This window comes from Candidatus Pelagibacter bacterium nBUS_49 (assembly GCF_051200925.1).
Lineage (GTDB): Bacteria > Pseudomonadota > Alphaproteobacteria > Pelagibacterales > Pelagibacteraceae > Pelagibacter.
Genome location: NZ_CP172837.1, coordinates 1235417 through 1261782 on the forward strand (window position 1 = coordinate 1235417; position 26366 = coordinate 1261782).

Sequence of the window (26366 nt, forward strand, 5' to 3'; positions counted from 1 at the left end):
TTAAATAAAATTTTTACCTATTAAATAAATCAAAATAGTTAATAAAAATGATCCAAAAATAACCATGAGACCAGATATACGAGTTGTTTGTAATTCAAAACCATAGCCCATATCCATTATTAAATGTCTGATCTCACTTAGCATTTGAAAACTAAATGACCAAACTAATCCCAGTACAATAAATTTACCAAAAATAGAATTTAGAAATTGATTTATAAAATTGTAGTTTGCATCTCCTAAAATTAATAAAGAAACCCAAATACAAATTAGCGTTATCGCAACGATATTAATAATTCCTGTTATTCGGTGTGAAATAGATACTAGAGATGAGATGTGCCATCTATAAATCTGTATATGTGGAGATAATGGATTTTTATTTTCCATAAAAATTATTTTTAATTAATGTTTCTGCAATTTCTACTGCATTTAAGGCCGCTCCTCTTAAAAGATTATCTGATACAATCCATATATTTAAACCATTAGTCACAGTTTTATCTTCTCTTATTCTTGAAATAAAAGTTTCATCTTTTCCCTCAGCCTCTAAGGGTGTTGAATAACCTCCATCAGCTCGTTCATCAATTACTTTGCAACCTTCAAAATTATCTAGAGCTTCTCTAACTTTTTCTAATGTAAATGGTTTTTCAAATTCTATGTTAGCTGACTCTGAGTGTGAAACTAATACAGGTAATCTTACACATGTAGCTGTTAGATCTACATCATTACCTAAAATCTTTTTGGTTTCATTTGTCATTTTAAGTTCTTCTTTCGTATAACCATCATCTGCAAATACATCTATGTGGGGAATTGCATTAAATGCAATTTGTTTTGTAAAGTTTTTAGACTCAACCTTATCATTTTGTAAAACTTGTTTTGTTTGTTCTATCAATTCATCCATAGGAGCTTTTCCTCCTCCTGAAACTGATTGGTATGTTGAAACAACTATTCTTTTAATTTTAAATAAATCATGCAAAGGTTTTAAAGCTATAACAAGTTGAGCAGTTGAGCAGTTTGGATTTGCGATAATATTTTTTTTTATGTTATTTAGATGATCTGAATTTACTTGAGGCACTATTAAAGGAACATCAGGGTCCATTCTATAAAAACTTGAGCTATCAATTACTAAAGAATACTTAGCTGCAATTTCAGCAAAATTTTCTGAAATTTTTCCTCCAGCTGCAAAAAAGGTTATTTTTACTTTCGAAAAATCAAAAGTTTCAAGATCAATTACCTCATGTTCTTTTCCGTTAAAATTAATTTTAGATCCAGCACTTCTAGATGAGGCTAGTAAATATAAATTATCTATAGCTAGCTCTTTCTTTTCCAGAACTTCCAATATTTTTCTACCAACATTACCAGTGGCTCCAACGATAGCTATATTCATGATTTTGTTGAAGTTTATACTAAATGAAAGGCAAATCGCAAACGTTTCCGGTAAATATATTACCGTTTATCTCAGCTTTTAAGCTTTGAGGTACTTCCCAATGAGGTTTTTTCATCATGGCTATTCCTATAACTTTTCCAAAATGTGGGGAATAACACGCTGATCTCAATTCTCCAATAATTTTACCATTATCATCTTTCAGATCTAACGATCCTGACATACTAATTTCTTTAGCATCTAATTTAACACCCATTAATTTTTTTTTAATTCCATCTAATTTAATTTTTTTAAGTTTTTCTTTTCCTAGGAAATTAATTTCACTATCTAATGAAACATATTGATCAAAACCACACTCTAGAGGATTATCATTATTATCAAAATCATTTCCATACGAAAGCAACCCACTTTCAATTCTTTCAATTAAATTTGGACAACCTGGTTTTACATTAAATTCTTTTCCTACTTCAAACAAGTAGTCGTACAATTTTTGCCCTGATTGGGTGTCTTGAACATATACCTCGTATCCTCCTTGTTTAGACCAACCTGATCTTGCAATTAACTGTTGTGATCCTTCAAAGTCAAAATAACTAAAGCCAAAAAATTTTAATTCTTTGATTATTTTTCCAAATACTTTTTCCATTAGATCAAAAGATTTAGGACCTTGAACTGCAATAATATCAACAATTGGTTCAACAATTTTGACATCAAAGTTGTATCCAGAAGCTAAACCTTTTGCAAAAAAGATCACATCTGAGTCAGCAATCGATATCCACCATTTATCCTCTGCTAACTTTAAAACTACGGGGTCATTTACCAAATTTCCCTCATCATCAATGATTGGGCAATAATAACATCTACCAATTTTTGATTTTGATAAATCTCTACAAGTCATTAATTGAACAAGTTTTGCAGAATCTTTTCCTTGAATTTCAACTTGTCGTTCGGCTGCAACATCCCAAACTTGAACATCTTTTTTTAGATGTTCATAAGATTCCTCGATAGATCCAAACGCAGCTGGTAGAAGCATGTGATTATAAACTGTGTAAGCCGTTACACCCTGTGTTTCTATTCTGGAAGTGTAAGGTGTACTTCTAAGTCTTCTAGATTTTGCTATTGAAAAATTTTTCATTTTTGTAAAAATTCCAAGACTTTCTCTCTCATTTCAAAGGCTTTTTCAATCATAATCATGTGGCCACACCCATCAATTATATGAGTAGTTGAATTATCAACCATGTTTGCAAATTTTTTTCCAACCTCAATGTTAACCATTTTGTCTAGAGCACCAAACACAAACATTGTTGGACAATCAATTGTTTTTACAGCATTAGAACCATTTACATAATTATTACAAGCGACAAGATCTACTCCTAATATCTGACTAATATCTCTTGGGGATTGGATTATTCTTTTTATAGGATTTCCACCTATGAATTTTTTTGACCCTTCATAACCCCACTTCATCATTAGTTTAACAGCATCTGTATCTCCACTTTCTGCTAGATCTATTAAATCTTGATTTACAGGCATTTTATAAGATCCACCTATAAAAACTAACTTTTTTAGCCTATTCTTGTATTTATTTGAGTACTCAAGCATTTCTAAACATCCTTGAGAATGACCAACTAAAATAATTTTCTCAATTTTTAACTTAATAAATACTTTTTCTAACCATTCAGCAATCTCTTCAATTGTTTTAAGACAAGGGCCTTCTGAATTGCCATGTCCAGGTAGATCAATTGATAATACATTAAAGTTTTTGTTTGAAAAAAATTGTTCAACTAAAGACCAAACTATATGTGAAAGACCACTGCCATGAAGAAAAATAATAGTTTCTTTTTTATGATCTAATTCTTTTCCAGCGTCTGATGTGTGAACACTTTTATTTTCTAGCTCGAATATCAAATATTTTCCTAAAACTGTTTTCTTAATTCAAATTTCTGAATTTTTCCTGTTGATGTTTTTGGCAACTCACAGAAAATAACTTTTTTAGGTACTTTAAAACCTGCTAGAGTTTCCTTACAAAAGTCTATTAATTCTTTTTCTGTAACTGGTTTATCTTGAACCATTTCTATAAATGCACAAGGAACTTCACCCCATTTTTCATCAGGTTTTGCAACTACTGCAGCAATGGATACTGAAGGGTGTTTTGCAAGTGTATTTTCAATTTCAATAGATGAAATATTTTCACCTCCAGAAATAATAATATCTTTAGATCTATCCTGTATCTTAACATAACCATCTGGGTGCATAACTGCTAAATCACCAGTATGAAACCATCCACCAGACATTGCTTTATCTGTTGCAGCTTTATCTTTGAAATATCCTTTCATTACAACATTTCCTCTAATCATAATTTCACCAATAGTTTTTCCATCATAAGGGACTTGTTTCATTGTTTCTGGATCCATTACTGTAACCCCTTCGGTATTTGGATACCTAACACCTTGTCGAGCTTTAATTTCATTCTGTTTATCTTCATCAAAATCATTCCATTCATTGTTCCAAGCACACTGGGTAACATGACCATAAGTTTCTGTTAGTCCATAAACATGCATCACCTCAAAACCGAGTTCTTTCATCTTCTTAAAAATGATACTAGGCGGAGGGGCACCTGCTGTTAATACATAAACTTTGTTTTTGAGTTTTTTTTGATCAGCTTCTGGTGCTCCTGTAATCATATTTAATATGATTGGTGCACCACCAAAATGAGTCACATTATATTTATCTATTAGTTCAAATATCTTTTTAACATCTATATTCCTTAGGCAAATAGTTCTTCCATTTAACATTGGGACAGTCCAAGGATAACACCAACCATTACAATGAAACATTGGAACAATTGTTAAAAAATTCAACCTATTTGGCATATTCCAGGCAACTGTACTTCCGGTAGACATCAAGTACGCACCTCTATGATGGTAAACAACTCCCTTAGGATTGCCTGTTGTTCCTGAAGTATAGCTTAAAGATATAGCTTGCCACTCATCCTCTGGCATTTTCCAGTCATAATTTTCATCACCAGTATTTAAAAAACCCTCGTACTCTAGATCGCCAATTTTTTCTAACTTTGATTGGTCTGTATGTTTGTCGTTTATATCAATGATAGTAATTTTTTTACTTATCTTATCTAAAGCTTTTTTGACCTCGACATGCAGTTGTCTATCAACGACTAATACTTTAGCTTCACTATGATCTAAAATATAAGCAATAGTATTTGCATCTAACCTAACATTGATAGTGTTTAATACTCCACCCATCATTGGAACTGAATAATGTGCCTCAAAAATTTCAGGAGTGTTAAATGCTAAAAATGAAACTGTATCTCCTTTACCAATTCCAATTTTTGATAAAGCGCTCGCAAATTTTACAGCTCTTTTATAAACTTCTGTCCATGTGTATTTTCTATCTTCATAAACTATTGCTTCATAATTAGGGTAAACATCTTTTGCTCTTTGTAAAAATGATAATGGAGTAAGAGGGATATGATTAGCTTTATTTTTATTTAAATTTGTATCGTAACTACTCATGATTAATTAAATTTAAAATTCATTATATTTGAACTTCCTGATATTGCAGATTTGTAGTGAAACTCTGCTCGAGGTAAGACCTTATCAAAATAAAATTTTGCAGTATTTATTTTATCTTCATAAAACTCTTTATTAAACTCATAGTCATTAAAACTTACTTCTAAAACTTTAATCCATGAATATGCTATTGATACATAACCAAGTGTTTTTAAATAATCGTTTGCAGCTGCACTAACATCATCTTTTTCAATTTTAGTTTTGTCCTCTATCCAACCAGTAAATTTGTACAAAATATCTAAGTAATAACTTAATTCTTTAGAATATGACTTAACTTTTTCATTCTTACTATCGGTCTCAACTTTAACCATGTCTAAAAATTTTTGAATGATATTTCCATTTTTGTTTGAAAGTTTTCTGAAAACTAAATCAGCTGCTTGAACTGAATTTGTACCTTCATAAATTGGAGTAATTCGGTTATCTCTGTATAATTGCTCAATTCCTTGGTCTTTTGTGTATCCATATCCCCCATGAATTTGCATGGCATCATTGGTTATTTCCATTGCTAAATCAGTGAATAATGATTTTACAACAGGGGTCATTAGCGAAACATAATCAGAAGCTTCCTGTTTAATTTTATCATCTGGATGATAAAGACTAACTTCTGTTTGTTGAGAAAGCCAAAAACATAGAGCTCTTTCTCCTTCAATTATAGACTTCATATTCAATAAAGACTTTCTGATATCCGCGTGCTCAATTATAAAATCTGCACCATTTGTAGATTTTGTATTGTTAGTTTTACCTTGTTTTCTCTCTTTAGCGTAAGCCAATGAGTTTTGATAAGCAATTTCTGAAATACCCAAACCTTGAATGCCAACAACAATTCTTTCCAAATTCATCATAGTAAACATTGCATTTAAACCTTTGTCTTTTGATCCAATCATATAACCTGTTGCCTCATCAAAATTTAAAACACATGTGGCCGATCCTTTAATGCCCATTTTACTTTCAATTGATCCTGTCGATATTCCATTTCTTTGTCCTACTGTTCCATCATCATTAACAATAAATTTTGGAACTAAAAATAAACTTATACCTTTAGTCCCTGCTGGAGAGTCTGTTGGTCTTGCTAAAACTAAATGAATAATATTTTCAGTTAAATCATGATCTCCTGATGTAATAAATATTTTTTGACCACTAATTTTGTAAGTACCATCACTTTGTTGTGCGGCTTTTGTTTTTAGCAGACCTAAATCAGTTCCACAAACTGGCTCCGTTAAACACATAGTGCCGCTCCATTTTCCCTCAACTATTTTTGGTAAATATTTTTCTTTAATCTCCTCAGGGGCATGATGATTAATACAATTATAAGCACCAATACTTAATTCACTATATAATTTAAAAGATAAGCTTGCTGAAGAAAGCATTTCATCAAAGAACGCACTAACTGTTTTTGGCATACCCTGACCACCAAATTTTGGATCACAAGATAATGATGTCCAACCATCTTCAATGTACTTTTGGTAAGCTTCTTTGTAACCTGGAGGTGTTCTAACTACTCCATTTTCTAAAACAGCAGGATTTTCATCTCCTGTCTTTGCAAGAGGTAAAATTAAATTTTGGTTTATTTTTGCCGCTTCATCTAAGATATCTTTAACTAAATCTGTAGTAACCTCATCGTATTTTTTTAATTCATTATAATTTTTATTATCTCTCAACTTCTCAAAAAGAAATAGCATATCCTCTATTGGAGCGGTGTAACTTAGCATATTTAAAGTTTAGAATAATTCTAAGATTATTGCAATTTTGAAATTATCGCATCACCCATTTCAGATGTTGACGCCTCTTTCATACCTTCTGATAGAATATCTTTTGTTCTTAAACCATCATTTAGTACGTCTTGAACTGCCTTTTCTAAAGCATCAGCTTCTTTATCTAGATCTAATGAGTATCTTAGTGACATTGCAAAACTCAATATTGATGCAATTGGATTTGCTAATCCTTTACCAGCAATATCTGGTGCAGATCCGTGAATAGGTTCATACATAGCTCTCATTTCACCATCTTTATTTTTTGCTCCTAATGATGCAGATGGCAGAAGACCTAGGGAGCCTGTTAACATTGAAGCTTGATCTGAAAGCATATCACCGAAAAGGTTGTCTGTTACTATCACATCAAATTGTTTTGGATTTCTCAAAAGCTGCATTGCACAATTATCAGCAAGCATATGACTTAATTCTACATCTTTATATTCTTTATCATGAAGCTCTTGAACCTCTTCCTTCCAAAGTTGTCCTGCTTCCATTACGTTTGATTTTTCACATGAAGTCAATTTATTTGATCTCTTTTTAGCTAAATCAAAAGCAACTCTTGCCACCCTTGTAATTTCGCTAGTTGTATAAGTATGGGTGTTAATCCCTTTTCTTTCGCCATTATCAATCGGTTTAATGCCTCTTGGCTCACCAAAATATATTCCACCTGTTAATTCTCTTACTATCATTATGTCTAATCCTGATACAATTTCTGGCTTTAATGTTGATGCATCAACTAATTGTTCAAAACAAATAGCAGGTCTTAGATTTGCAAATAATTTTAACTCTTTTCTAAGTTTTAATAATGCTCTTTCGGGTTTTTTTGAAAATTCTAAATTATCCCATTTAGGACCTCCAACAGCCCCAAGCATAACCACTTCACTTTCTAAAGCTTTGTAAAATACTTCATCAGTTATGGGTGTCCCATGCTTATCATAAGAACAACCTCCGGCAAGATCCTCGTCTATTTCAAAATCTAAAGATTTGTTATCATTAAACCAATTAATAATTTTTTTTACTTCGCCAATAACTTCAGGGCCGATACCATCACCCGGCAATAAAAGTATTTTTCTTTTTTTTACTTTAATCATTAAAAATCCATGGTTTTTTGTTTTTTAAATCTGTTTCAAAGTTTTCAATTTTATCTGATTTTTTTAAAGAAAGAGCAATATCGTCTAATCCTTCAAGCAAACATTTTTTCTTAAATGGGTCTACATCAAACTTAACTTCGTTATTTCCATAAACTATTTTTTCGTCATTTAAATCAACTGAAATTTCTTCTTTTCTGTTTGCATATTCTGATAATTCCTTAATTTTTTCTTCCTCTAAAATTATAGGTAAAATTCCATTTTTAAAACAATTGCTATAAAATATATCTGCATAACTAGAACTAATTACACAAGTTATCCCAAAATCTAGTAGTGCCCAAGGTGCATGCTCTCTAGAAGAACCACAACCGAAATTTTTACCTGCAATTAGAATTTTTGAACCATTATAGGGATTTTGATTTAAAACAAAGTCACTAATTTCTTTACCTTGATCATCATATCTCATTTCAAAGAATAAGTTTTTTCCAAGTCCGGTTCTTTTAATTGTCTTTAAAAACTGTTTTGGAATAATCATGTCTGTATCAATATTTACTATTGGTAAATATGCTGGCACACTTTTTAATGTATTAAATTTTTGCATTAGTTTTGATACTTCCTTACATCATCTAGACTTCCAGATATTGCTGCCGCTGCTGCCATACCAGGACTAACTAAATGAGTTCTGCCACCTCTTCCTTGTCGTCCTTCAAAATTTCTGTTTGAAGTAGAGGCGCATCTTTCTTCGGGTTTTAATTTATCAGCATTCATTGCTAAACACATTGAACAACCTGGCTCTCTCCATTCAAAGCCAGAGTTTACAAATATTTTATCTAAACCTTCTTGTTCTGCTTGCTCTTTTACTAAACCAGAGCCCGGCACAACCATTGCATTTACATGTGATGATATTTTTTTATCTTTTAAAATTTTAGCAGCTTCTCTTAAGTCTTCTATTCTGCCATTTGTACAGCTTCCAATAAATACCTTATCTATTTTAATGTCTTTAGCAGCCATATCTGGTTTTAAACCCATATATTTTAAAGCTCTTTCAATAGAGTTCTTTTTGTCCTCATCATTTTCACTTTGAGGGTTAGGAACTTTATCATCTATAGTAATTACATCTTGAGGAGAAGTCCCCCAAGTAATCATTGGTAAAATTTTACCTGCATCTAAATTCAGCTCTTGATCAAAACTTGCATCTGCATCTGTTTGAAGAGTGTTCCAATAGTTTAAAGCTTTTTCCCAATTATCTCCTTTTGGAGACATAGGTTTTCCTTTTAAGTAATTAAATATTTTTTCATCTGGTGCTATTAAGCCTGCTCTTGCTCCACCTTCTATCGTCATATTACAAATAGTCATTCTTTGCTCAACACTTAAAGATCTAATTAAATCACCAGCATATTCTATAACTGAACCTGTTCCACCAGCTGTTCCAATTTTTCCAATAATTTGAAGTATTACATCTTTCGATGTTACACCTAGAGGTAATTGACCATTAACATTTATTCTAAAATTTTTTGCTTTTTTTTGAACTAATGTTTGTGTTGCTAAAACATGTTCAACTTCAGATGTTCCTATACCAAATGCTAATGAACCAAAAGCACCGTGTGTTGCTGTATGGCTATCGCCGCAAACTATTACTGTTCCAGGTTGAGTAAAACCTTGTTCAGGTCCAATTATATGAACTATCCCTTGACGTTTGTCATCCATTCCAAAAAGCTGTACTCCAAATTCTTTACAGTTAGCTTCTAGTGTATCAACTTGTATTTTTGATTCTGCATCAGCTATTCCTTTTGTTCTATCTGTCGTAGGTACATTGTGATCAGCTACAGCTAAAGTTAAATTAGGATGTCTAACTTTTCTATTTGAATTTCTTAAACCTTCAAAAGCTTGGGGACTTGTTACTTCGTGAACTAAATGTCTATCAACAAACAATAAGGCTGTTCCATCATCTTGTTGATCAACCAAGTGGTCATTCCAAATTTTATCGTAAAGAGTAGTGGACATTGAAAAAAAAATTATTTTTTTTCTGAAGAGCTTTCTGATTTTGGTTCTTCTTTTGAAACCTCTGCTGCTGGAGCTTCTTCTTTAGGAGCTTCTGCTGCTGGTGCCGCTTCTACTGCTGGAGCATCTGAAACTGGTACAACGTTTTCTTCTGTTACTGTTTCAGGTTTCACATCAACATCTATCCCTATTTTTTTTCTTATCTTTTCTGCAATTCTTGCTGATTTACCAGTTCTGTCTCTTAAGTAATAAAGTTTAGCTCTTCTTACTTTTCCTGATCTTATTACTTTAATTGAATCTATAAGCGTTCCATATAATGGGAAAGTTCTTTCAACACCTTCTCCAAAAGAAATTTTTCTAACCGTAAAAGAAGAATTTAAATCTCTACTTTTTTTAGCAATACAAACACCTTCAAAATATTGAATTCTTTCTTTTTTACCTTCGGTAATTCTAACACCAACTTTAACTACATCTCCTGGGTAGAAATCAGGAATTTTTTTCTCTGATAGTATTTTTTTTACGTTATGTTGGTTTATTTCTTCAATTGTTTTCATGTCAGTATTTATCAAGTTAATTTTTCTTATATTTTTGCCATAAATCTGGTCTTCGGACGCGTGTTATAGCCTCAGATTGAGATAAACGCCAGTCTTTAATTTTACTGTGATCACCGGATAATAGTACCTCTGGAACAGTTTTTTCCTCCCAAATTTGAGGTTTTGTGTATTGTGGATACTCAAGTAACCCATTTTCAAAACTTTCGTCAATCCTAGAATTTTCATTACCTAGAACTCCAGGTAAAAGTCTTAATATACTATCAATCATAACAAATGCTGCTGTTTCTCCTCCTGATAAAATATAATCTCCAATACTTATCTCCTCTATGTTTCGAGTAGATAATACTCTTTCATCAACACCTTCAAAATGACCACAAATGAAAGATACCGATTTCTCATTTGATAATTCTCGAGCATAATTTTGATCAAATTTTTTACCTTTTGGTGATAGATAAATTAATTTCTCACCTTCAATTTTATTTTTATCTAAAGATTTTGCTAGAACATCTGCTTTTAAAAGCATTCCAGAACCTCCTCCATAAGGAGTGTCATCAACTGTTTTATGTTTGTCTTCAGCTGCATCCCTGATGTTTACAATATTTAAGTTCCATAGATTTTTAGCTAAAGCTTTTCCATATAGGCCTTTTGATAAAGGCCCAGGAAAAATTTCTGGATAAAGTGTAAACACTTGAGCTTGCCACATAAATAATTTTTAAATTATTTCTGTTCCTCTTTAGGAGCTTCTGCTGGTGCTGCCTCTGCTGGTGCTGCCTCTGCTGCTGGAGCTTCTTCTTTAGGAGCTTCTTCTTTAGGAGCTTCTGCTGGTGCTGCCTCTGCTGCTGGAGCTTCTTCTTTAGGAGCTTCTGCTGGTGCTGCTTTAGAAGCTGCCGGAGCCTCTTCACCTTCTTTTTTTCTCTCTTTTTTTGGAACAGCTTTTTTAGGATTGTTACCATTTGCAGGCATTGGCATTAATTCGTTTTCACCTAAAATTCTAGCAACTCTAGTTGTTGGTTGAGCACCTTGACCTAACCAATACTTAATTCTTTCAGCTTCAAGACCAACTCTTTCTTTTTTATCTTTAGGTAAAAGAGGATTAAAAAATCCCACTTTCTCAATAAATCTTCCATCTCTTGCAAAACGACTATCTGCTACAACAACTTTGTAAACAGGTCGTTTTTTTGTTCCACCTCTTGATAATCTTAGTTTTAACATTCTTTCTCCTTTTTATTATTTTAATTGATTAAATAGCTCTGGCGGTATTCCTTTATCAGACATACCTTTCAGATTTCCTTTTGACATCTTCTTCATCATTTCAGACATCATTTTAAATTGCTTTAGCAATTTATTGATAGTGGCTGGATCTGTGCCAGAGCCATTAGCAATTCTTTTTTTTCTAGAACCATCAATAAGTTTTGGGTTCTCTCTTTCTCTTTTAGTCATCGACAAAATAATAGCTTCATTCTTTGTTATAATACTTTCATCAATTCCAGCTGAGTCCATTTGAGATTTCATTTTTGAAACACCAGGCATAAAAGACATTATGCCCTCAATACCTCCCATTTTTTTCATTTGTCTCAACTGAGTTAGATAATCTTGCATTGAAAATTGACCTTTTTTTAAATTTTCCTCTGCTTTTTTAATATTTTCTTCACCTAAATCTTGTGCAGCTTTTTCTACAAGAGATACTATGTCTCCCATTCCAAGAATTCTGTTAGCTATTCTATCAGGGTGAAATACTTCAAGATTGTCAATTTTTTCACCTATACCTAAAAATTTAATTGGGACATTTGAAACATATTTCATACTAACGGCTGCTCCACCTCTTGCATCACCATCAGCTCTAGTCAAAATTATCCCTGAAAGATTTACAGTATTTTTAAATTCTTTTGCAACAGAAGCTGCAACTTGCCCTGTTAAAGAATCTGCAACTAAAAAAGTCTCTGTAGGATTAATTACACTTTCTATTTGTTTAATTTCACTCATCATTTGTAAGTCAATTTGAGTTCTTCCTGCGGTATCAAATAAAATAATCTCAGCCCCATTAAGATTTGCAGCACTTATCGCTCTTTGACAAATATCAGTTGGTTGTTGACCCTCTATTATTGGAAGCGTTAAGATATTATTTTGTTCTCCAAGAGATCTAAGCTGTTCTTGTGCAGCTGGTCTATAAATATCAAGACTAACCATCATTACTTTTTTCTTTTTGTTAGTTTCTAAATATTTAGCTAATTTTGCAGTAGTAGTTGTTTTTCCTGAACCCTGTAGCCCAACAAGCATCATAGGAACGGGTGGAACAGCACTTAGATTTATCTCACTATTTGACTCACCTAATAAATTTACTAATTCATCATATACAATTTTTACAACCATATCTCCGGGAGAGGTTGATCTAATAATTTCTTGGCCTAAAACTTTTGGTTTTACGTTTTCAATAAATTCTTTAGCTACTTCTAAAGTAACGTCGGCTTCTAACAGAGCCTGCCTGATACCTCTTAAGCCTTCATCTACTTGGGCTTCATCAAGTGAAGGGGCTTTTTTTAAAGAAGAAAAAATTTCTTCGAATTTACTTGTTAAATTTTCAAACATAATTGTTACGCACAGCAGTAATCGCACTAGTGGGCGAAGCCTCGCTGACTAGTGTCGATCTCTTTGTTTCCAAAGACACCGCAAAGTTAATGTTTTTGCGGAAACGGGGACAACCTATAATAGAGGTTCAAAAAGTCAATAAATAAGTTAAATATCTACATATGGATATTAAAGCTTTTAAAATGGATGGTTTAGGCAATGATTTTGTAATTATTGATCAAAGAAGTCAAAATTATAATCTAACGAAAGACCAGATTATCAAAATTTGTGATCGCAATTTTATTGGATGTGATCAGCTAATATTTATCCAAAATAATAATAAGAAAGATGCTGAATTAGAGTTCTATAATTCAGATGGAAGTATTTCTGGCGCGTGTGGAAACGGAACTAGGTGTGTAGCTGATCTTTTATCAAAAGAAAATAACGATAAAGAAATTATACTTTGGACCTCTTCTGGTGCATTAAAATCACAAATTTTAGACAATAATTTAGTAGAAACTGAAATTGGAGTCCCAAAAACAAATTGGAATGAAATTCCATTAAACAAAAATTTGGATACAAAAAACCTAAACATCAAAATTGTTAATAAAAATAATATTGAACATATAGGTGGAACTTCTGTAAATGTAGGAAATCCTCATGTTGTTTTTTTTGTAGATAATATTGAGGAATATGATTTAAAAAAGATAGGACCTGAAATAGAAAATCACAATTATTTTCCAGAGAAATGTAATGTAACTCTTGCAAAAGTTATAAGTAAAAAATTAATTAAAGTTAAGGTTTGGGAAAGAGGTGCTGGACTTACAAAGGCATGTGGAACTGCGGCATGTGCTACTGCTGTAGCAGCAAACATTAACGGACTAACAGATAAAAAAACTGATATTGAATTTGTATTAGGAAAACTGTCAATAACAATTGATGAGAACAATAGTATTCATATGAAAGGACCTGTCTCAGATATAAGAAATATAGAGATTAATATTTAATGGGAATTTTTGATAAATTTAAATCTGGTTTTAAAAAAAGTGCATCTGCTTTTACATCTGGCTTAAGAGATATAGTTGTAAAAAAAGAAATAGATGACAAAACTTTAGATAGGATTGAAGAATATTTAATTCAATCTGATGTTGGAGTTATTGCTGCATCAGAAATTAAAGAAATAATCTCAGATAGTAAAATTGATCCTAAGAAAGATATTACTGAAGAAATAAGTGTAATTTTAAAAGAGTATATTGTTTCTTTAATGAAGCCTCTTGAAAATAATTCTTTTTTTCAGAAAAAAGAAAAAATTAACGCTACGTTAGTTTCGGGTGTAAATGGTGTTGGAAAAACAACAACTATTGGAAAAATTAGTAAAATATTAAAGGCAAATGGAAATAAAGTTATGCTTGCTGCATCCGATACTTTTCGAGCTGCAGCTATTGAACAATTAGAAAATTGGGCAAACAAAGTAGAAGTTGAGATAACTAAGTCCTCACAAGGTGCAGATCCTGCTTCTGTTGCTTATAAAGCTATTGAAGATGCAATTGCTAATAACTTTACTCAAGTTTTAATTGATACTGCTGGAAGATTACAGAATAAAAAAAACTTAATGGAGGAGTATAAAAAAATTGCAAATGTAACCAAAAAAATAGACCCTGAAGCACCACATGATGTAATTTTAGTTTTAGATGCTACCTCAGGTCAAAATGTAATTAATCAAGTTGAGGAATTTAATAAAATTATCCCAATAACTGGTCTCATAATGACAAAATTAGATGGTACCGCTAAAGGGGGAATTCTTTTAGCTGTTGCTAAAAAGTACAAGCTTCCAATTATTGCTTTAGGTTTAGGGGAAAAAGAAGATGATCTTCAAATCTTTGAAGCAGAAAAATTTGCAGATGCTTTTACCCAAATTAATTAATTAAAGTGCTTGATATTAAAGGTTTATAGAAGGTGCACTTATAATTTTCTTTAAAATTATTATGTCCACAATTTTTAGCTATAGATGAAATAATAAAATCAAATTTTCCATTTTTTGGATAAAGCTCTAATTTTTTTTTACTAATATCAAATTTAAAGTTGGCATTTAAATTTTTAACCGCACTGATCATTACTAGTGTTTTGTTGTCTTTCAAAAGATAATAGGCAAAATCATCGGGAAAAACTGGAAAGTCATATTCTTTAAGAAAGTATTTTGCTTTTTTTGGAAACCACTCGTAAGAAATTAATGGAGAAGAGCTTTTTGTTTTATAATCATAAATATAAAGATCTTTGGGATAATCATTTATATAGTTACTATTTTCTCCTCTAGCTAATATCGCTTTCTCTCTAGCTTTAAAATAAAGAGCAAAATTTTCATTATGTGAATTCATCTGATCTATATGAAATAAATTATCAACTAATGATTTATTTTCTTGGGCTGAAACAGAATTTTTAAAAAATAGAAATATAATAAATATTAAAAGTGTTTTGTTCACATTTAATATTTAATAATAAATTTTGTGTTATATTTGTTTGGAATGTGGCTTAATTTAAACTTTCAACAAATTTTTTTAACATAAATAAAAGCTTTTCATCATACTCCATCATATGGTCGTCATATTTTGTAAAATGAGAATACTTTGGTTGATTAGCAATTTCATAAATTTTTTTACCCATCCAAAAAGGAACAATTTGATCAACTTCACCATGCATAACTAAGACTGGTATATTAATATTCTTAATTTTTTTTTGATTGTTGTACTTGTCTTTCAATAACAGAGACACTGGGATATATGGATAAAAATTTTTTGCAGCCTGTATCATTGATGTAAAAGGTGTCTCAAGTATCAATCCAGCATAGTTATTGCTTTGTGCTATCTCAGTTGCAACCCCAGTGCCAAGAGACTCACCATATAGTATGATGTCTCTCTCATTTAAACCTAATTTCTTAAGCCATTTAATTGCACTATATGCATCTATATACAGTCCTTTTTCAGAAGGTTTGCCTTTATTACCACTAAAACCTCTCCAAGCTATTATTAAAAAATTAACATCCATATCTTTAAAGTGATTTAATTTATGAATTCTATTTTCAAGTGTTCCAGCATTGCCATGAAAATAAACAATTGTTTTAAATTTATTGAGATCTTTTTTGTGGAACCAGCCTAATAAGCTTAAATTATCTGGTGTTAGAATATTAACTTTCTCTACTTCAACTTTCAATTTGTCACCGGAGTAATTGTTCTCTAAAGGATGGTACATTAAACTTCGTTGAAAAATAAAAAGCAGAATTAATACTGACAAATAAATAACAACTATTCCAATAATAAATTCCAAATAAATATTCCTACGTTTTAGTTTCATAATTTTTTTTAGCTAAATAAACACCAAAGAATACTAAAACTGTACCCAAATAATGAAAGGACTCAAGTTTTTCATCAAAAAATATGAATCCATAAATTGCAGCATAAATTGTAAAAACATAAAGTGTAAAACCAGTTAAAGATGCTCCCAAACTTTTTTGGGCTTGAGTATAAAGAGTAAAGGCAATTATTCCTGGGGATATTGCGGCAAATAAAACCCATAAAAAAAATTGTGAATTAAATAGAGTTCTTTGAATAACTACTTCTTCAATTATGTAAAAAGGCAATAAGCTAATTACTCCAAAAAAAGCAACTAATGTAAATCTTTGAAAAATTGGCAATTGAGACTTCCAATAAAAAAGGTAGATAGAATAAAGAGCCCAACCAATAGCAGCAGCTAGCATCCATAGATCACCAATCGTAAAATTTAAATTTAATAACAGATTTAAATCCCCCTTAATAATAATTGTAAAAACCCCAATTAAGCAAGAAACTAAGCCAATAATTTTAATAAGATTAATTTTTTCATTAAAAAAAAATGCTGAAATCAAAATAATAAATATAGGTGATGAGGTATAAATAATCCCCATATTTGTAACCGTTGTTGTTTCTCCAGCCAAAAACGGGAATGCTCCACAAGCACCGCATCCCATTGCACCTAAAAAGAAAAGTTTTTTAAACTCTTTTTTAATTATTTTTGAATTTTTGATTAATAATGAATATGTAAAAGGTAAAAGTAATAGAACAACTACAGCCCATCTCCAAAATGCTAATGAAATTGGAGGCACAGACTCAACTCCACCTCTGGCAACTATTAAGTTTGAAGCCATAAAAACTGGCTGAATAAAAAGTAACAAAAAAGGAAAATAACTATTTTTAAAATTTTTCATTTTAAAAAATTACGATTTTTTATTAATAATTAAAAAAAATATATAAGAAATTAAACTTAAAAATAAGAAAAATGAAAAAGCAGCTTTAAATCCTATTATTTCAGTATAGCCATAATTTTTAACTAAATCAATTACAAGACCCATAACCCATTGCATTATAAAAGTTCCAAGGAAAATTAATAAATTAAATGATGTTAGTGCTTTACCCGCCAAATGACTTTGAAAAGATAAACCTACAGCTGGTTGTGTTACAGATAAGAAAATTGAACTTAAGATAAATAATGTAATATAAAACGCACCTGCTTTTGATCCTAGAATTATGATAGTTAACATAACTAAAAAACTAACTGGCAAACCAAGTTTTAATATTTTTAATGCACTAAATCCAAGATTTGTAATTCTAGGTAAAAAATAGCCCCATAAAAAAAATGAAACAAGCATTGTAATGTTAATCCAGAATAATCCTGTAGCACTTTCAAGTGGAGTGTAACCAGCAACTCTAATCATCCATGGTCCCGCCCAAAGAGTTTGGATTGCCATTAACCCACCGTAATTAAATAAACCCATAGGAATAACACTGATAAAGAATTTATTTTTCCATACATCAGATAATGAACCTTGCCTCACTGGATTTTCCAAAGACTCTTCCTTTTGATGATCCCATTTTGGGATAAAGGCTAACATTAAAAATATGCTAATTAATATTAATCCTGCAATCCCACCAAATAACCATCTCCAGCCTAAAGATGGTAACAAAAGTTGAACAGGTAATGTTGAAGATAGAAATCCTAATGATGCTATCATTAACATCCAAGAATTTGCTCTTTGTTGTTGGTTCTCAGCAAACCAAATTCTATAACCTGTTAATGGCGCCATTAAACAAGCACTTACGCCAACTCCAATTAATATTCTAGAAATTAATAACCCTGAAAAGCTCTGAGCAAGAGCAAAAGATAATGTTCCAATAAATGCTATTAATAGGAATGATGAAACAATTTTTTTTGGCCCAAATTTATCTAACAAATATCCAAGAGGAATTTGCATAGATGCAAAACCTAAAAAATAACCTCCAGCAAGCAATCCAAGGTCTGCAGCCATTAACTCAAATTCTAGAGTTAAAACTGGAGAAAGAGTGGCAGTAATCGCTCTTAACAAACAAGATAAAAAATATCCAAAAGCAAATACAAAAAAAACAGTAATAGCCTGTCTTTTAGGTAAAATATAATTTTCCATTAATTAAAAATTTAACGATACGTCTCGATGAACGGAGTTACATCTTGCAACAAATTTTGCTTGTTCTTTTGTTAATTTAGATTGACGTCTTAAACCAATGTTATTTTTAATTTCCAAATTATATTTCATTAACTCAGGTAATAAATTTTTATTAGCATCTTTTCTCCACGAATTTTCCATATTAAATAAACTGAATGTATCTGAGCTTGCTATCAATAATTCCTCTTCATTAACATCTTCACTATCTATAATTGATATTAAGTCATCTAATTTATTTGCAAACTCTTCTGTACCTGAAATTTCTCCCAATTTTTCAAAAAGATCATCAATAATTGAAATTGAACTTTCATAATCTTTATTATTTATTGAATATTTTAAATCATTAATTTGAGGTGAAAGTCCATCTAGTTTTTCATGATCTTGGATAAACATAACTATTTGATCTAAGTTATCATAGGCTTCATCAACATTTTTTCTATATCTTTTAGTTCTTGTATTTTTTGCTTTCTGAATAATCTTAAATTCTTCATTTTTAGATTTCCAAATTTCAGGGACAGTTTTAGCTAATTCATCAATTTCTAATTTATAATTCTCTATTTTAAGTTCTATCTTATTTTTATCTGAAGCCTCTTCTGAATTTAAGTTTCTAATTTCAGATTCTAACTTTTCAATTTTCTTATTCAATTTTCTAATCTTTTTCTCTTTTTTTCTAACTTTAAAGTGTAGATCTTTATAGTCCTCAGCAAACAAATTGTACTCTTCTTCAGTTTTTTGCAGTTTAGCTACTAAGGTGAAAGTTCCTAAAGCATTATCAAAATGCTCCTCAAAAATATCTAGCTTATCATTAGGAAGGTTTGAAGGGGTTAATTCTTGAAAACCATTAATAGCAGCTACAATCTTTTGTTCATCATTTTTGTAAATATCAAATTTATATTCTTGTAAGCAATGTTGAAGTTTTGGATTTATTGGTGGTGGTGCTACTTTAGATGTTAAATATGTTCTAGCTGGCAGATAATTTACTAGGGTTGGATAAAAACCAACAATTCCAAGTCCTATTAGCTGTAGAGCTATAAAAGGTACAACACCTTTCCAGATATTTAAAGTTGAAACTAATTTTGACGCAACACCTCTTAGATAAAATAAAGCAAAACCAAACGGTGGAGTTAAAAAAGAAGTTTGTAGATTAACTCCAATCATCACACCTAACCAGATTGCACTAACATTGGCACCAGGTTCTGCTAGCAATATTGGTGCAATTATAGGAACAACTACTACTGCAATTTCAATAAAATCTAGAAAGAAACCCAATACAAAGATTACAGCCATTACTACAATAAATTGAGTCCAAAAACCTCCAGGTAAATCTTGTAAAAAATCTCTAACTAATTCCTCACCTCCAAACGCTCTAAAGCCAGAAGTTAACATTGCTGCTCCAAGAAGAATTATAAAAACCATTGAAGTAGTTACGCAGGTTTCTGTAACAACTTCTTTTAAAACATTGTTAATTTTATATGTTCTCCAAAAACTCCAAGAAATTCCAATTAAAAATATAATAGTAAAAAATGCGGTAACTAATATTTCAGTGAAATCTCTAGTTTCTATAGCTTTAATATTTAAGTTATAATTTTTTGAGAGAAAATAAATTGGTATGATTGCTACAATGGCTACTATAATTGGGTAGTAAGCATCTTTTTTACCTTTATGAAGACGATAACCTGCCATCATAGTTGCACCTATTGCTCCAATTGATCCAGCTTGATTTACTGTGGCTATTCCCATTAATATGGATCCAAGCACTGCAAAAATTAATGCAAGTGGAGGAATTATAACCATAACAACCCTTGTCCAAAATTTAGAATCAAACTTACCTTTAAATGGTACTGGTGGAGCTGCCTTAGGATTCAATCTCGCATATACCAAAACATATAACATATATAATCCAACTAATACTAACCCAGGCAACAACGCCCCAAGAAACATGTCTCCAGCACTAGTAGAACCAACTCTAAATTCACCAGGCATATTAAATTCACCTGTAACTATTTTATAGTCTGTCTGTCTCATTGTATTAGCAACATCAGCAGCACTTGCTAATTGGTCTGCTATAATTATTAAAACAATTGATGGTGGTATTATTTGACCTAGTGTTCCAGAAGAACAAACAATTCCACTGGCAAGACTTTTATCATATTTGTTATTTAACATGGTTGGTAGAGAAATTAACCCCATGGCTATCACCGTTGCTCCAACTATCCCCGTTGTTGCAGCAAGTAATGCTCCAACAAAGATCACTGAAATACCTAATCCACCTGGAATAGGACCAAATAATTGCCCCATAGTAACCAAAAGATCTTCTGCAATTTTAGATTTTTGCAACATAATTCCCATAAATATAAATAATGGAATTGCAATTAACGTATCGGTTTCTACATCCCAATAATTACTCCTAAAATTTGTAATACCAGCTGTTAGCCATTCCTTTGGTCCGTCTACTGCAAAATATGCACTTACATCTCCTTCAAATAAGTAACCAGTTAGAGCTGCAAGACCAATTGAAATTATTGCAGAGCCTGGAAGCGCAAAAGCAACCGGGAAACCTGAGGCCAGTGCTGAAATCATTATAATTACAAGTAAAGCTAAAAATAAATGTTCCATTTTTTAATTTTTTAAAAGTTTGTGGCTACTGCCCATAAAATAGCTTGTGAATTGAATTAACATAGTGACAGCAAATACTGCCAAATACACTGCCATTAAATAAAGTAAATATAATCCGTTTGAACCTTGTTGAGTAATTTCAAAAGAAATAACTGGACCGTTAATTATACTTGCTCTACCACCCATACCTAAAAATATAATTATAAGACAAAGTGGAATACCGAATACAAATGACCCTATTGCATTAGTCCATGCTTTTTTTCTTTCACTGAATCCAGTGTAGAGAACGTCAACTCTTACATGTCCTTCATGTATCAAAGCATATGCACTTGCAAAAAGATATAAAGCAGCATACCAAAAACGAACTAAATCTCCTTGAAAGGCTTGTTCATACTCAAATATAAATCTAGATAAAACAATTAAAAATTCACTACCAACCACCAGAACAGCTAACCAAATAAATCCTACCGATCGTGTGAAATATCCAATTACAAATGAAATTAATATTAAAGGAAAATGAATAAAGGTTATTCTAAAGGTTGGAATAACTAAATTAACTTTTATCGCCTCATTAAAAATTGGCTCTGCTAATTTTTCAACAACTAAAAATGAAATTAGAAAATCTGCAATCCCAACAATTAACACTGCCCAAAAAGATGATCTGACAATATAAGCTGTGATATTAGTAAGAATTTTGGCATCAGTTTCTAATGTCTGATTAATTGATCTTAAAACATAATAAATAACTGCAATAAATGAAATAAAGTAAAATAATAATTGAATATAAGATAAATTTAACACAGCACCATCTAAAGGTGTGCTTAATTTTTTAAACCCAAATATTCCATAGTGGGCAAATAGTTGCTTTAGTCCTGGCCAATCAAACCATACTGTTAAAACATTGTTGGCTAAAAAAATGAAAGTAAAAGCTAATATTGAATAACTTAATATTCTTAATAAAATCGGTAAATTTTTTTTATTAACCATAAAAGAAAAGGTTTTTTTGGTAATTTTGTTAAAAAAGAGGGCCTCTTATGAGGCCCTCTTTAAATTTATAGAATTAAATTATATTCCTAATGCTCTGTTTCTTTGAGAAATATAAGGTGAGTCAGACAGGTTAGTCCAAGCACCAATTTCTTTACGACCCTTTATAAATGCACCATGTACTTTTTTAGCAAGAGCACTATGTTGCTGTACTTCGTCGTATACTTCAGCAGCACCTTTAGCAAATGCGTCGTAAACTTTGTCGCTAAACTTCTCAAGTTTAACACCATTCTCGTTTACTAGACGATTTAATGCAGCACCGTTCTTAGCATTATATTCAGCCATTGTAGTCGTATCTGCCCAATCACAAGCAGTTTTGATTATCAATTGGTCTGATTTTGAAAGGCTTGTAAACCAAGATTTATTAACACCACATGCTAATGTTGATCCTGGTTCATGCATACCTGGGTAGTAGTAATACTTGGCAGCTTCATGAAACTTCATAGCTTCATCATTCCAAGGTCCTACCCATTCAGTTGCATCAATTGCACCTGACACAAGGTTTTCATAAATTTGTCCACCAGGTAGTGAAATTGGAGAACCACCAAGTTTTCCAAGTACTTGTCCACCTAATCCAGGCATACGCATTTTTAAACCTTTTAAGTCATTAGCTGATCTAATTTTTTTATTAAACCAACCACCCATTTGTACACCTGTGTTACCAGCTGCAAAACTTTGAGTACCAAAATCATCAGTTAACTCATCCCAAAGTTCTTGTCCGCCAGCATACTTAAGCCAAGCATTCATTTCAGCATATGTGAAACCAAATGGACTTGCAGTAAAGTATCCAAATGCAGGGTGTTTTTTAACCCAGTAGTAATCAGCACCGTGATACATTTGTGAGTTACCAGAAGCAACTTCATCAAATGAGTCAAATGCTTTAACTCTTTCGTTAGCAGCATAATAAGTAACTTGTATTCTTCCATCACTCATATCACTTAATCTTGTGGCAAGTCTTTGTGCACCAGTTCCTAGACCAGGAAAATCTCTCGGCCAAGTAGCTACCATAGAAGCTTCAACTCTTTCTTTGGCAACAGCTGGAGCAGATAAAGATGTTGCAGCTACAGCAGCAACACCAGTTGCAGCAGCAGTCTTAAAGAACTTACGTCTTGAAGGTGCTTTACCCTTCAATGATTTTTTTTCTTTAATCATTTTCTCTCCTCTTTTTTAGTATTAGTTAATTAACTTTTTGAAGTTAATTATAATTGGACTTCGAAGTCCATAGCCAAAATGGCTACGTTAACTTTAAATTACAATCTGTGGTAGAACTTATTGATTTAGATCAATTTATTATCACCATAAACGCAACATTTTTCGGCAGGTATATGCAACTTAACGTTATGGGATGGAACTTCAGTTTCTCTATTTATTTTAGATTTAATAGTAAGATTTCCCATTTTTGCAGTTAACAATTTATAATTTCCAAGATCTTCTACTTTCTCAACATCAACATTTAATATGTTTTCTTTTTGATTTTCTGCAATTTTAATAAACTCAGATCTTATACCTAATTTAATATTCTTACTTTTTAAGCTTGATAAATCAGTATTTGTTTTAACTAAGGTATTATTAATCTTAACACTGTTATTAGATGATAGTTCTGACTCAAATAAATTCATTGCTGGAGAACCAATAAAATATCCAACAAAAGTAGTATTAGGTCTTTCAAATAATTCTTTGGGTGTTCCTGCCTGCACTACCTCACCCTCGCTCATCACAATTATATTATCTGCAAAGGTCATGGCCTCATTTTGATCATGTGTTACATAGACTAGGGTTGTTTTAAACTCTTCATTAATTTCTTTTAGTTTTCTTCTAAGTCTAAATTTCAAATCAGGGTCAATAACTGTTAATGGCTCATCCATTAAAACAGCCGCAACATCTTCTCTGACCAATCCTCTACCAAGAGAAATTAGTTGTTTTTGATCCGCAGTGAGCTTTCTAGCTGGAGAATTTAAAAAAGATTTTAAATTTAAAGTATCTGCCACAGAATTAACTCTTTCTTCAATCTTATCTTTTGAAAAATCTCTACATTTTAATGGAAAGGCTAAGTTTTCATAAACAGTCATCGTGTTATAAATTACTGGAAACTGAAACACTTGGGCTATATTTCTACTTTCAGTTTTAAGATCCGTAACATCTTTATCATCGAACAAAATATTTCCAGCTGAAGGTCTTACCAGGCCAGAAACGATATTTAACATTGTAGTTTTCCCACACCCTGAAGGTCCTAAGATTGCATATCTTTTCCCATTTTCCCAAGTCATTGAAAATGGATTTAGTGCATATTTAGGTTCCAAATCATTAGGATTATATGAATGAGAGATATTATTCAGATCTATTTTAGACATACGAACCTCCAAACGGTGATGATGCTAAAATTCCACTTTCGTTAAATGCATAAACTTTTTTGGTATTAAAATTTATTTTAACTTTATCATTAATATTAAAATTCATAACTTCTTCAATTGAAGTTATAATTTTTACATCTCCCCTCTTAAGATGAAGTAATGTTTCTGAACCACTTATTTCTGCTAGCTCTACTTCGAATTCAAAACCACTATCACTTAACACAATATCTGAAGCTCTAATACCCAAATTAAAATTTTTGTCTTTTAAATTAGACAAATGGTTAGGTATATCTATCTCTATCCCTTCAAACTTAATCTTATTTGAATCAATATTAGCATTTAAAACATTCATTGGAGGATCATTAGAAATTTCTGCAACCTTTAATGTTTTGGGGTTTTCAAAAATTTCTTTTGCTGGTCCAACCTGTAAAACTTTACCTTCATCAATTGCTATTACTTCTCCATTTAGCTCCATTGCTTCTCTTGGATCTGTTGTTGAAAAGATTACAATACTTTCTTCGGATAAACCTTGTGAAAAAATATTTTTAAATTCTTCTCTTAATTGCTCTCTTAATTTATAATCTAAATTCACTAAAGGCTCATCTAGCAATAAAATTTTTGCATTCTTAACAAGAGACCTTGCTAAGGATACTCTCTGCTGTTGACCACCAGATAATTCTTGAATTTTTCTATTTTCATACCCTTCTAGTCCTACAGACTTAAGAGATTTTAAAACCACATCATTTATTTCATGATTGTCTATTTTCCTTTGTTTTAGAGGGAAAGCAACGTTCTCATAAACATTTAAGTGGGGATAATTGATGAACTGTTGATAAACCATTGCTATATTTCTTTCCCACACTGGAACTTTTAAAAAATCTCTATCTTCAAATTTCATAGAACCACTATCAGGAGTTAATAATCCAGCAATAGTTTTTAATAATGTTGTTTTGCCTGATAAAGTTCTTCCGAGAATTGTATAAATATTACCTTTCTTGAAATTAAAAGACACTTCATTTAAATGAAATTGATCGTCTGGTTTATAATTTAAGTTTTCAGCAACTAAATTCATTATTTAATAGCTCCAGATAAATTTCCTTTTGATAAGTATCTTTCAACAATAAATGCGACTACGATTAGAGGTGCGACTGATACTAATGCTGAGGCAGATAAACTCCACCATGGCGTAATAGAAGAGTTCAGTGCTACTATCTTAACTGGTAATAATTGTACCTCAGTAAAAGTTAAAATGAATGCAAAGAAAAAATCAATCCAACCAAATATAATACAAAACATTCCAGCTACAATTAATCCAGGTATTGAATTTGGTAGTACAACTTTAAAAAAAGCCTGATAAGGGTTACAGCCATCAATTAAAGCTGTTTCATCGATCTCTCTTGGAACTTTATTAAAAAAATCTACCATAATCCAAACAGCTATGGGCATTAACAAAACAATATAAACAACTATTAATCCAATTAAACTGTCTAACAAATTTATTGATCCCAAAAATAAAAAGAAAGGTATTGATAAAACAATTGGTGGCATAATTCTTTGAGATATAAAAAAGAATGTAATATCATTATTTTTTACAAAACCAGCTTTAAAAGTATACCTAGATAAGGCGTAAGCAGATAATGTTCCAAGTACAATACTTATTAAACTTGCAGTACAAGTTACAAACAAACTGTTAAAATAAGGTTCAATAATATCAACCCCACCATTTGCAGGTGATTTAATTAGAACTTTCCAACCTTCTAACTTGGGCTCAAAATCAACCCAAGGAATATATGTTGCTCCACCATTTACAGAATTAAAATCTTTAAATGAAGTAGTTAGAGCCCAAAGAAAAGGGGCCACAACAAACACAGTCCAAACTGTTATGAAAAAGTATTTTAAAAATGTATATATTTTTCCCATAT

At 31.4% G+C, this 26366-nt stretch carries 25 protein-coding genes; 2 read left to right on the forward strand and 23 right to left on the reverse strand.

Going from position 1 to position 26366, the window contains the following annotated elements; translation table 11 throughout:
* Genes sdhC through ffh form a run of 13 tightly spaced genes read right to left on the reverse strand, consistent with a single transcriptional unit; the run spans nucleotide 1 to nucleotide 12945 of the window.
* Nucleotides 1-384, reverse strand: a complete 384-nt coding sequence (sdhC, locus tag ACIJYF_RS06755; protein WP_271487895.1) for a succinate dehydrogenase, cytochrome b556 subunit — start codon at nucleotides 382-384, stop codon at nucleotides 1-3.
* Nucleotides 374-1381 carry an aspartate-semialdehyde dehydrogenase gene (locus ACIJYF_RS06760; RefSeq protein ID WP_435116309.1) on the reverse strand — a complete coding sequence of 336 codons (1008 nt, stop codon included), beginning with the start codon at nucleotides 1379-1381 and terminating at the stop codon, nucleotides 374-376. The genes sdhC and ACIJYF_RS06760 overlap by 11 nt, the downstream gene beginning before the upstream one ends.
* 19 nt (nucleotides 1382-1400) lie before the next feature.
* Nucleotides 1401-2510, reverse strand: a complete 1110-nt coding sequence (locus tag ACIJYF_RS06765) for a dimethylsulfoniopropionate demethylase (protein ID WP_435116311.1) — start codon at nucleotides 2508-2510, stop codon at nucleotides 1401-1403.
* Complete coding sequence (locus ACIJYF_RS06770; RefSeq protein WP_435116313.1) at nucleotides 2507-3283, reverse strand: alpha/beta fold hydrolase; 777 nt, start codon at nucleotides 3281-3283, stop codon at nucleotides 2507-2509. The genes ACIJYF_RS06765 and ACIJYF_RS06770 overlap by 4 nt, the downstream gene beginning before the upstream one ends.
* Before the next feature lie 8 nt (nucleotides 3284-3291).
* The gene (locus ACIJYF_RS06775; RefSeq protein ID WP_435116315.1) at nucleotides 3292-4908 is read right to left on the reverse strand and encodes an acyl-CoA synthetase; all 1617 of its coding nucleotides are present in this window, start codon (nucleotides 4906-4908) and stop codon (nucleotides 3292-3294) included.
* A 2-nt stretch (nucleotides 4909-4910) separates the two neighbouring features.
* The gene (locus ACIJYF_RS06780; RefSeq protein ID WP_435116317.1) at nucleotides 4911-6674 is read right to left on the reverse strand and encodes an acyl-CoA dehydrogenase family protein; all 1764 of its coding nucleotides are present in this window, start codon (nucleotides 6672-6674) and stop codon (nucleotides 4911-4913) included.
* A 26-nt stretch (nucleotides 6675-6700) separates the two neighbouring features.
* Nucleotides 6701-7807, reverse strand: coding sequence for a 3-isopropylmalate dehydrogenase (gene leuB, locus ACIJYF_RS06785; RefSeq protein WP_435116319.1), 1107 nt, complete (start codon nucleotides 7805-7807; stop codon nucleotides 6701-6703).
* Nucleotides 7800-8405: a 3-isopropylmalate dehydratase small subunit gene (gene leuD / locus ACIJYF_RS06790; RefSeq protein ID WP_435116321.1), complete on the reverse strand. Its 606-nt coding sequence runs from the start codon at nucleotides 8403-8405 to the stop codon at nucleotides 7800-7802. Before leuD ends, leuB begins: the two co-directional genes overlap by 8 nt.
* On the reverse strand, nucleotides 8405-9808 hold the full coding sequence (gene leuC, locus ACIJYF_RS06795; protein WP_435116323.1) for a 3-isopropylmalate dehydratase large subunit: 1404 nt from the start codon (nucleotides 9806-9808) through the stop codon (nucleotides 8405-8407). Before leuC ends, leuD begins: the two co-directional genes overlap by 1 nt.
* An 11-nt stretch (nucleotides 9809-9819) precedes the next feature.
* Nucleotides 9820-10359 carry a 50S ribosomal protein L19 gene (gene rplS, locus ACIJYF_RS06800; RefSeq protein ID WP_435116325.1) on the reverse strand — a complete coding sequence of 180 codons (540 nt, stop codon included), beginning with the start codon at nucleotides 10357-10359 and terminating at the stop codon, nucleotides 9820-9822.
* Between the two features lie 16 nt (nucleotides 10360-10375).
* Nucleotides 10376-11062, reverse strand: a complete 687-nt coding sequence (gene trmD, locus ACIJYF_RS06805) for a tRNA (guanosine(37)-N1)-methyltransferase TrmD (RefSeq protein WP_435116327.1) — start codon at nucleotides 11060-11062, stop codon at nucleotides 10376-10378.
* A 14-nt stretch (nucleotides 11063-11076) separates the two neighbouring features.
* Complete coding sequence (gene rpsP, locus ACIJYF_RS06810; RefSeq protein ID WP_435116329.1) at nucleotides 11077-11571, reverse strand: 30S ribosomal protein S16; 495 nt, start codon at nucleotides 11569-11571, stop codon at nucleotides 11077-11079.
* A gap of 15 nt (nucleotides 11572-11586) precedes the next feature.
* Complete coding sequence (gene ffh, locus ACIJYF_RS06815; protein ID WP_435116331.1) at nucleotides 11587-12945, reverse strand: signal recognition particle protein; 1359 nt, start codon at nucleotides 12943-12945, stop codon at nucleotides 11587-11589.
* 161 nt (nucleotides 12946-13106) lie between these two features.
* Here ffh and dapF point away from each other — a divergent pair, with 161 nt between their 5' ends.
* Both dapF and ftsY read left to right on the forward strand, forming a co-directional pair.
* Complete coding sequence (gene dapF / locus ACIJYF_RS06820) at nucleotides 13107-13931, forward strand: diaminopimelate epimerase (RefSeq protein WP_435116333.1); 825 nt, start codon at nucleotides 13107-13109, stop codon at nucleotides 13929-13931.
* Nucleotides 13931-14848 carry a signal recognition particle-docking protein FtsY gene (gene ftsY, locus ACIJYF_RS06825; protein WP_435116335.1) on the forward strand — a complete coding sequence of 306 codons (918 nt, stop codon included), beginning with the start codon at nucleotides 13931-13933 and terminating at the stop codon, nucleotides 14846-14848. The genes dapF and ftsY overlap by 1 nt, the downstream gene beginning before the upstream one ends.
* Here the strand turns inward: ftsY and ACIJYF_RS06830 are convergent.
* The 10 genes from ACIJYF_RS06830 to ACIJYF_RS06875 all read right to left on the reverse strand — a co-directional run bounded on the left by ACIJYF_RS06830 (nucleotide 14841) and on the right by ACIJYF_RS06875 (nucleotide 26364).
* Complete coding sequence (locus ACIJYF_RS06830) at nucleotides 14841-15404, reverse strand: hypothetical protein (protein ID WP_435116337.1); 564 nt, start codon at nucleotides 15402-15404, stop codon at nucleotides 14841-14843. The two genes, ftsY and ACIJYF_RS06830, sit on opposite strands and share 8 nt — an antisense overlap.
* Nucleotides 15405-15453: 49 nt before the next feature.
* Entirely contained in the window at nucleotides 15454-16170 is a 717-nt protein-coding gene (locus tag ACIJYF_RS06835; protein WP_435116339.1) for an alpha/beta hydrolase, read from the reverse strand.
* Between the two features lie 85 nt (nucleotides 16171-16255).
* Nucleotides 16256-17161, reverse strand: a complete 906-nt coding sequence (locus ACIJYF_RS06840; RefSeq protein ID WP_435116341.1) for a DMT family transporter — start codon at nucleotides 17159-17161, stop codon at nucleotides 16256-16258.
* Nucleotides 17162-17170: 9 nt separating this feature from the next.
* Nucleotides 17171-18394, reverse strand: coding sequence for an MFS transporter (locus ACIJYF_RS06845; RefSeq protein WP_435116342.1), 1224 nt, complete (start codon nucleotides 18392-18394; stop codon nucleotides 17171-17173).
* Nucleotides 18395-18397: 3 nt separating this feature from the next.
* Nucleotides 18398-21049 (reverse strand): TRAP transporter large permease subunit, encoded by a 2652-nt coding sequence (locus tag ACIJYF_RS06850; protein ID WP_435116344.1) that lies wholly within the window; start codon nucleotides 21047-21049, stop codon nucleotides 18398-18400.
* A gap of 3 nt (nucleotides 21050-21052) precedes the next feature.
* Nucleotides 21053-22036, reverse strand: coding sequence for a TRAP transporter small permease subunit (locus tag ACIJYF_RS06855; RefSeq protein ID WP_435116346.1), 984 nt, complete (start codon nucleotides 22034-22036; stop codon nucleotides 21053-21055).
* 78 nt (nucleotides 22037-22114) lie between these two features.
* Nucleotides 22115-23245 (reverse strand): TRAP transporter substrate-binding protein, encoded by a 1131-nt coding sequence (locus tag ACIJYF_RS06860; RefSeq protein ID WP_435116348.1) that lies wholly within the window; start codon nucleotides 23243-23245, stop codon nucleotides 22115-22117.
* A gap of 125 nt (nucleotides 23246-23370) precedes the next feature.
* Nucleotides 23371-24444 carry an ABC transporter ATP-binding protein gene (locus tag ACIJYF_RS06865; protein WP_435116350.1) on the reverse strand — a complete coding sequence of 358 codons (1074 nt, stop codon included), beginning with the start codon at nucleotides 24442-24444 and terminating at the stop codon, nucleotides 23371-23373.
* The gene (locus tag ACIJYF_RS06870; protein ID WP_435116352.1) at nucleotides 24437-25516 is read right to left on the reverse strand and encodes an ABC transporter ATP-binding protein; all 1080 of its coding nucleotides are present in this window, start codon (nucleotides 25514-25516) and stop codon (nucleotides 24437-24439) included. The genes ACIJYF_RS06865 and ACIJYF_RS06870 overlap by 8 nt, the downstream gene beginning before the upstream one ends.
* The gene (locus ACIJYF_RS06875) at nucleotides 25516-26364 is read right to left on the reverse strand and encodes a carbohydrate ABC transporter permease (protein ID WP_271488292.1); all 849 of its coding nucleotides are present in this window, start codon (nucleotides 26362-26364) and stop codon (nucleotides 25516-25518) included. Before ACIJYF_RS06875 ends, ACIJYF_RS06870 begins: the two co-directional genes overlap by 1 nt.
* Between the last annotated feature and the right edge of the window lie 2 nt (nucleotides 26365-26366).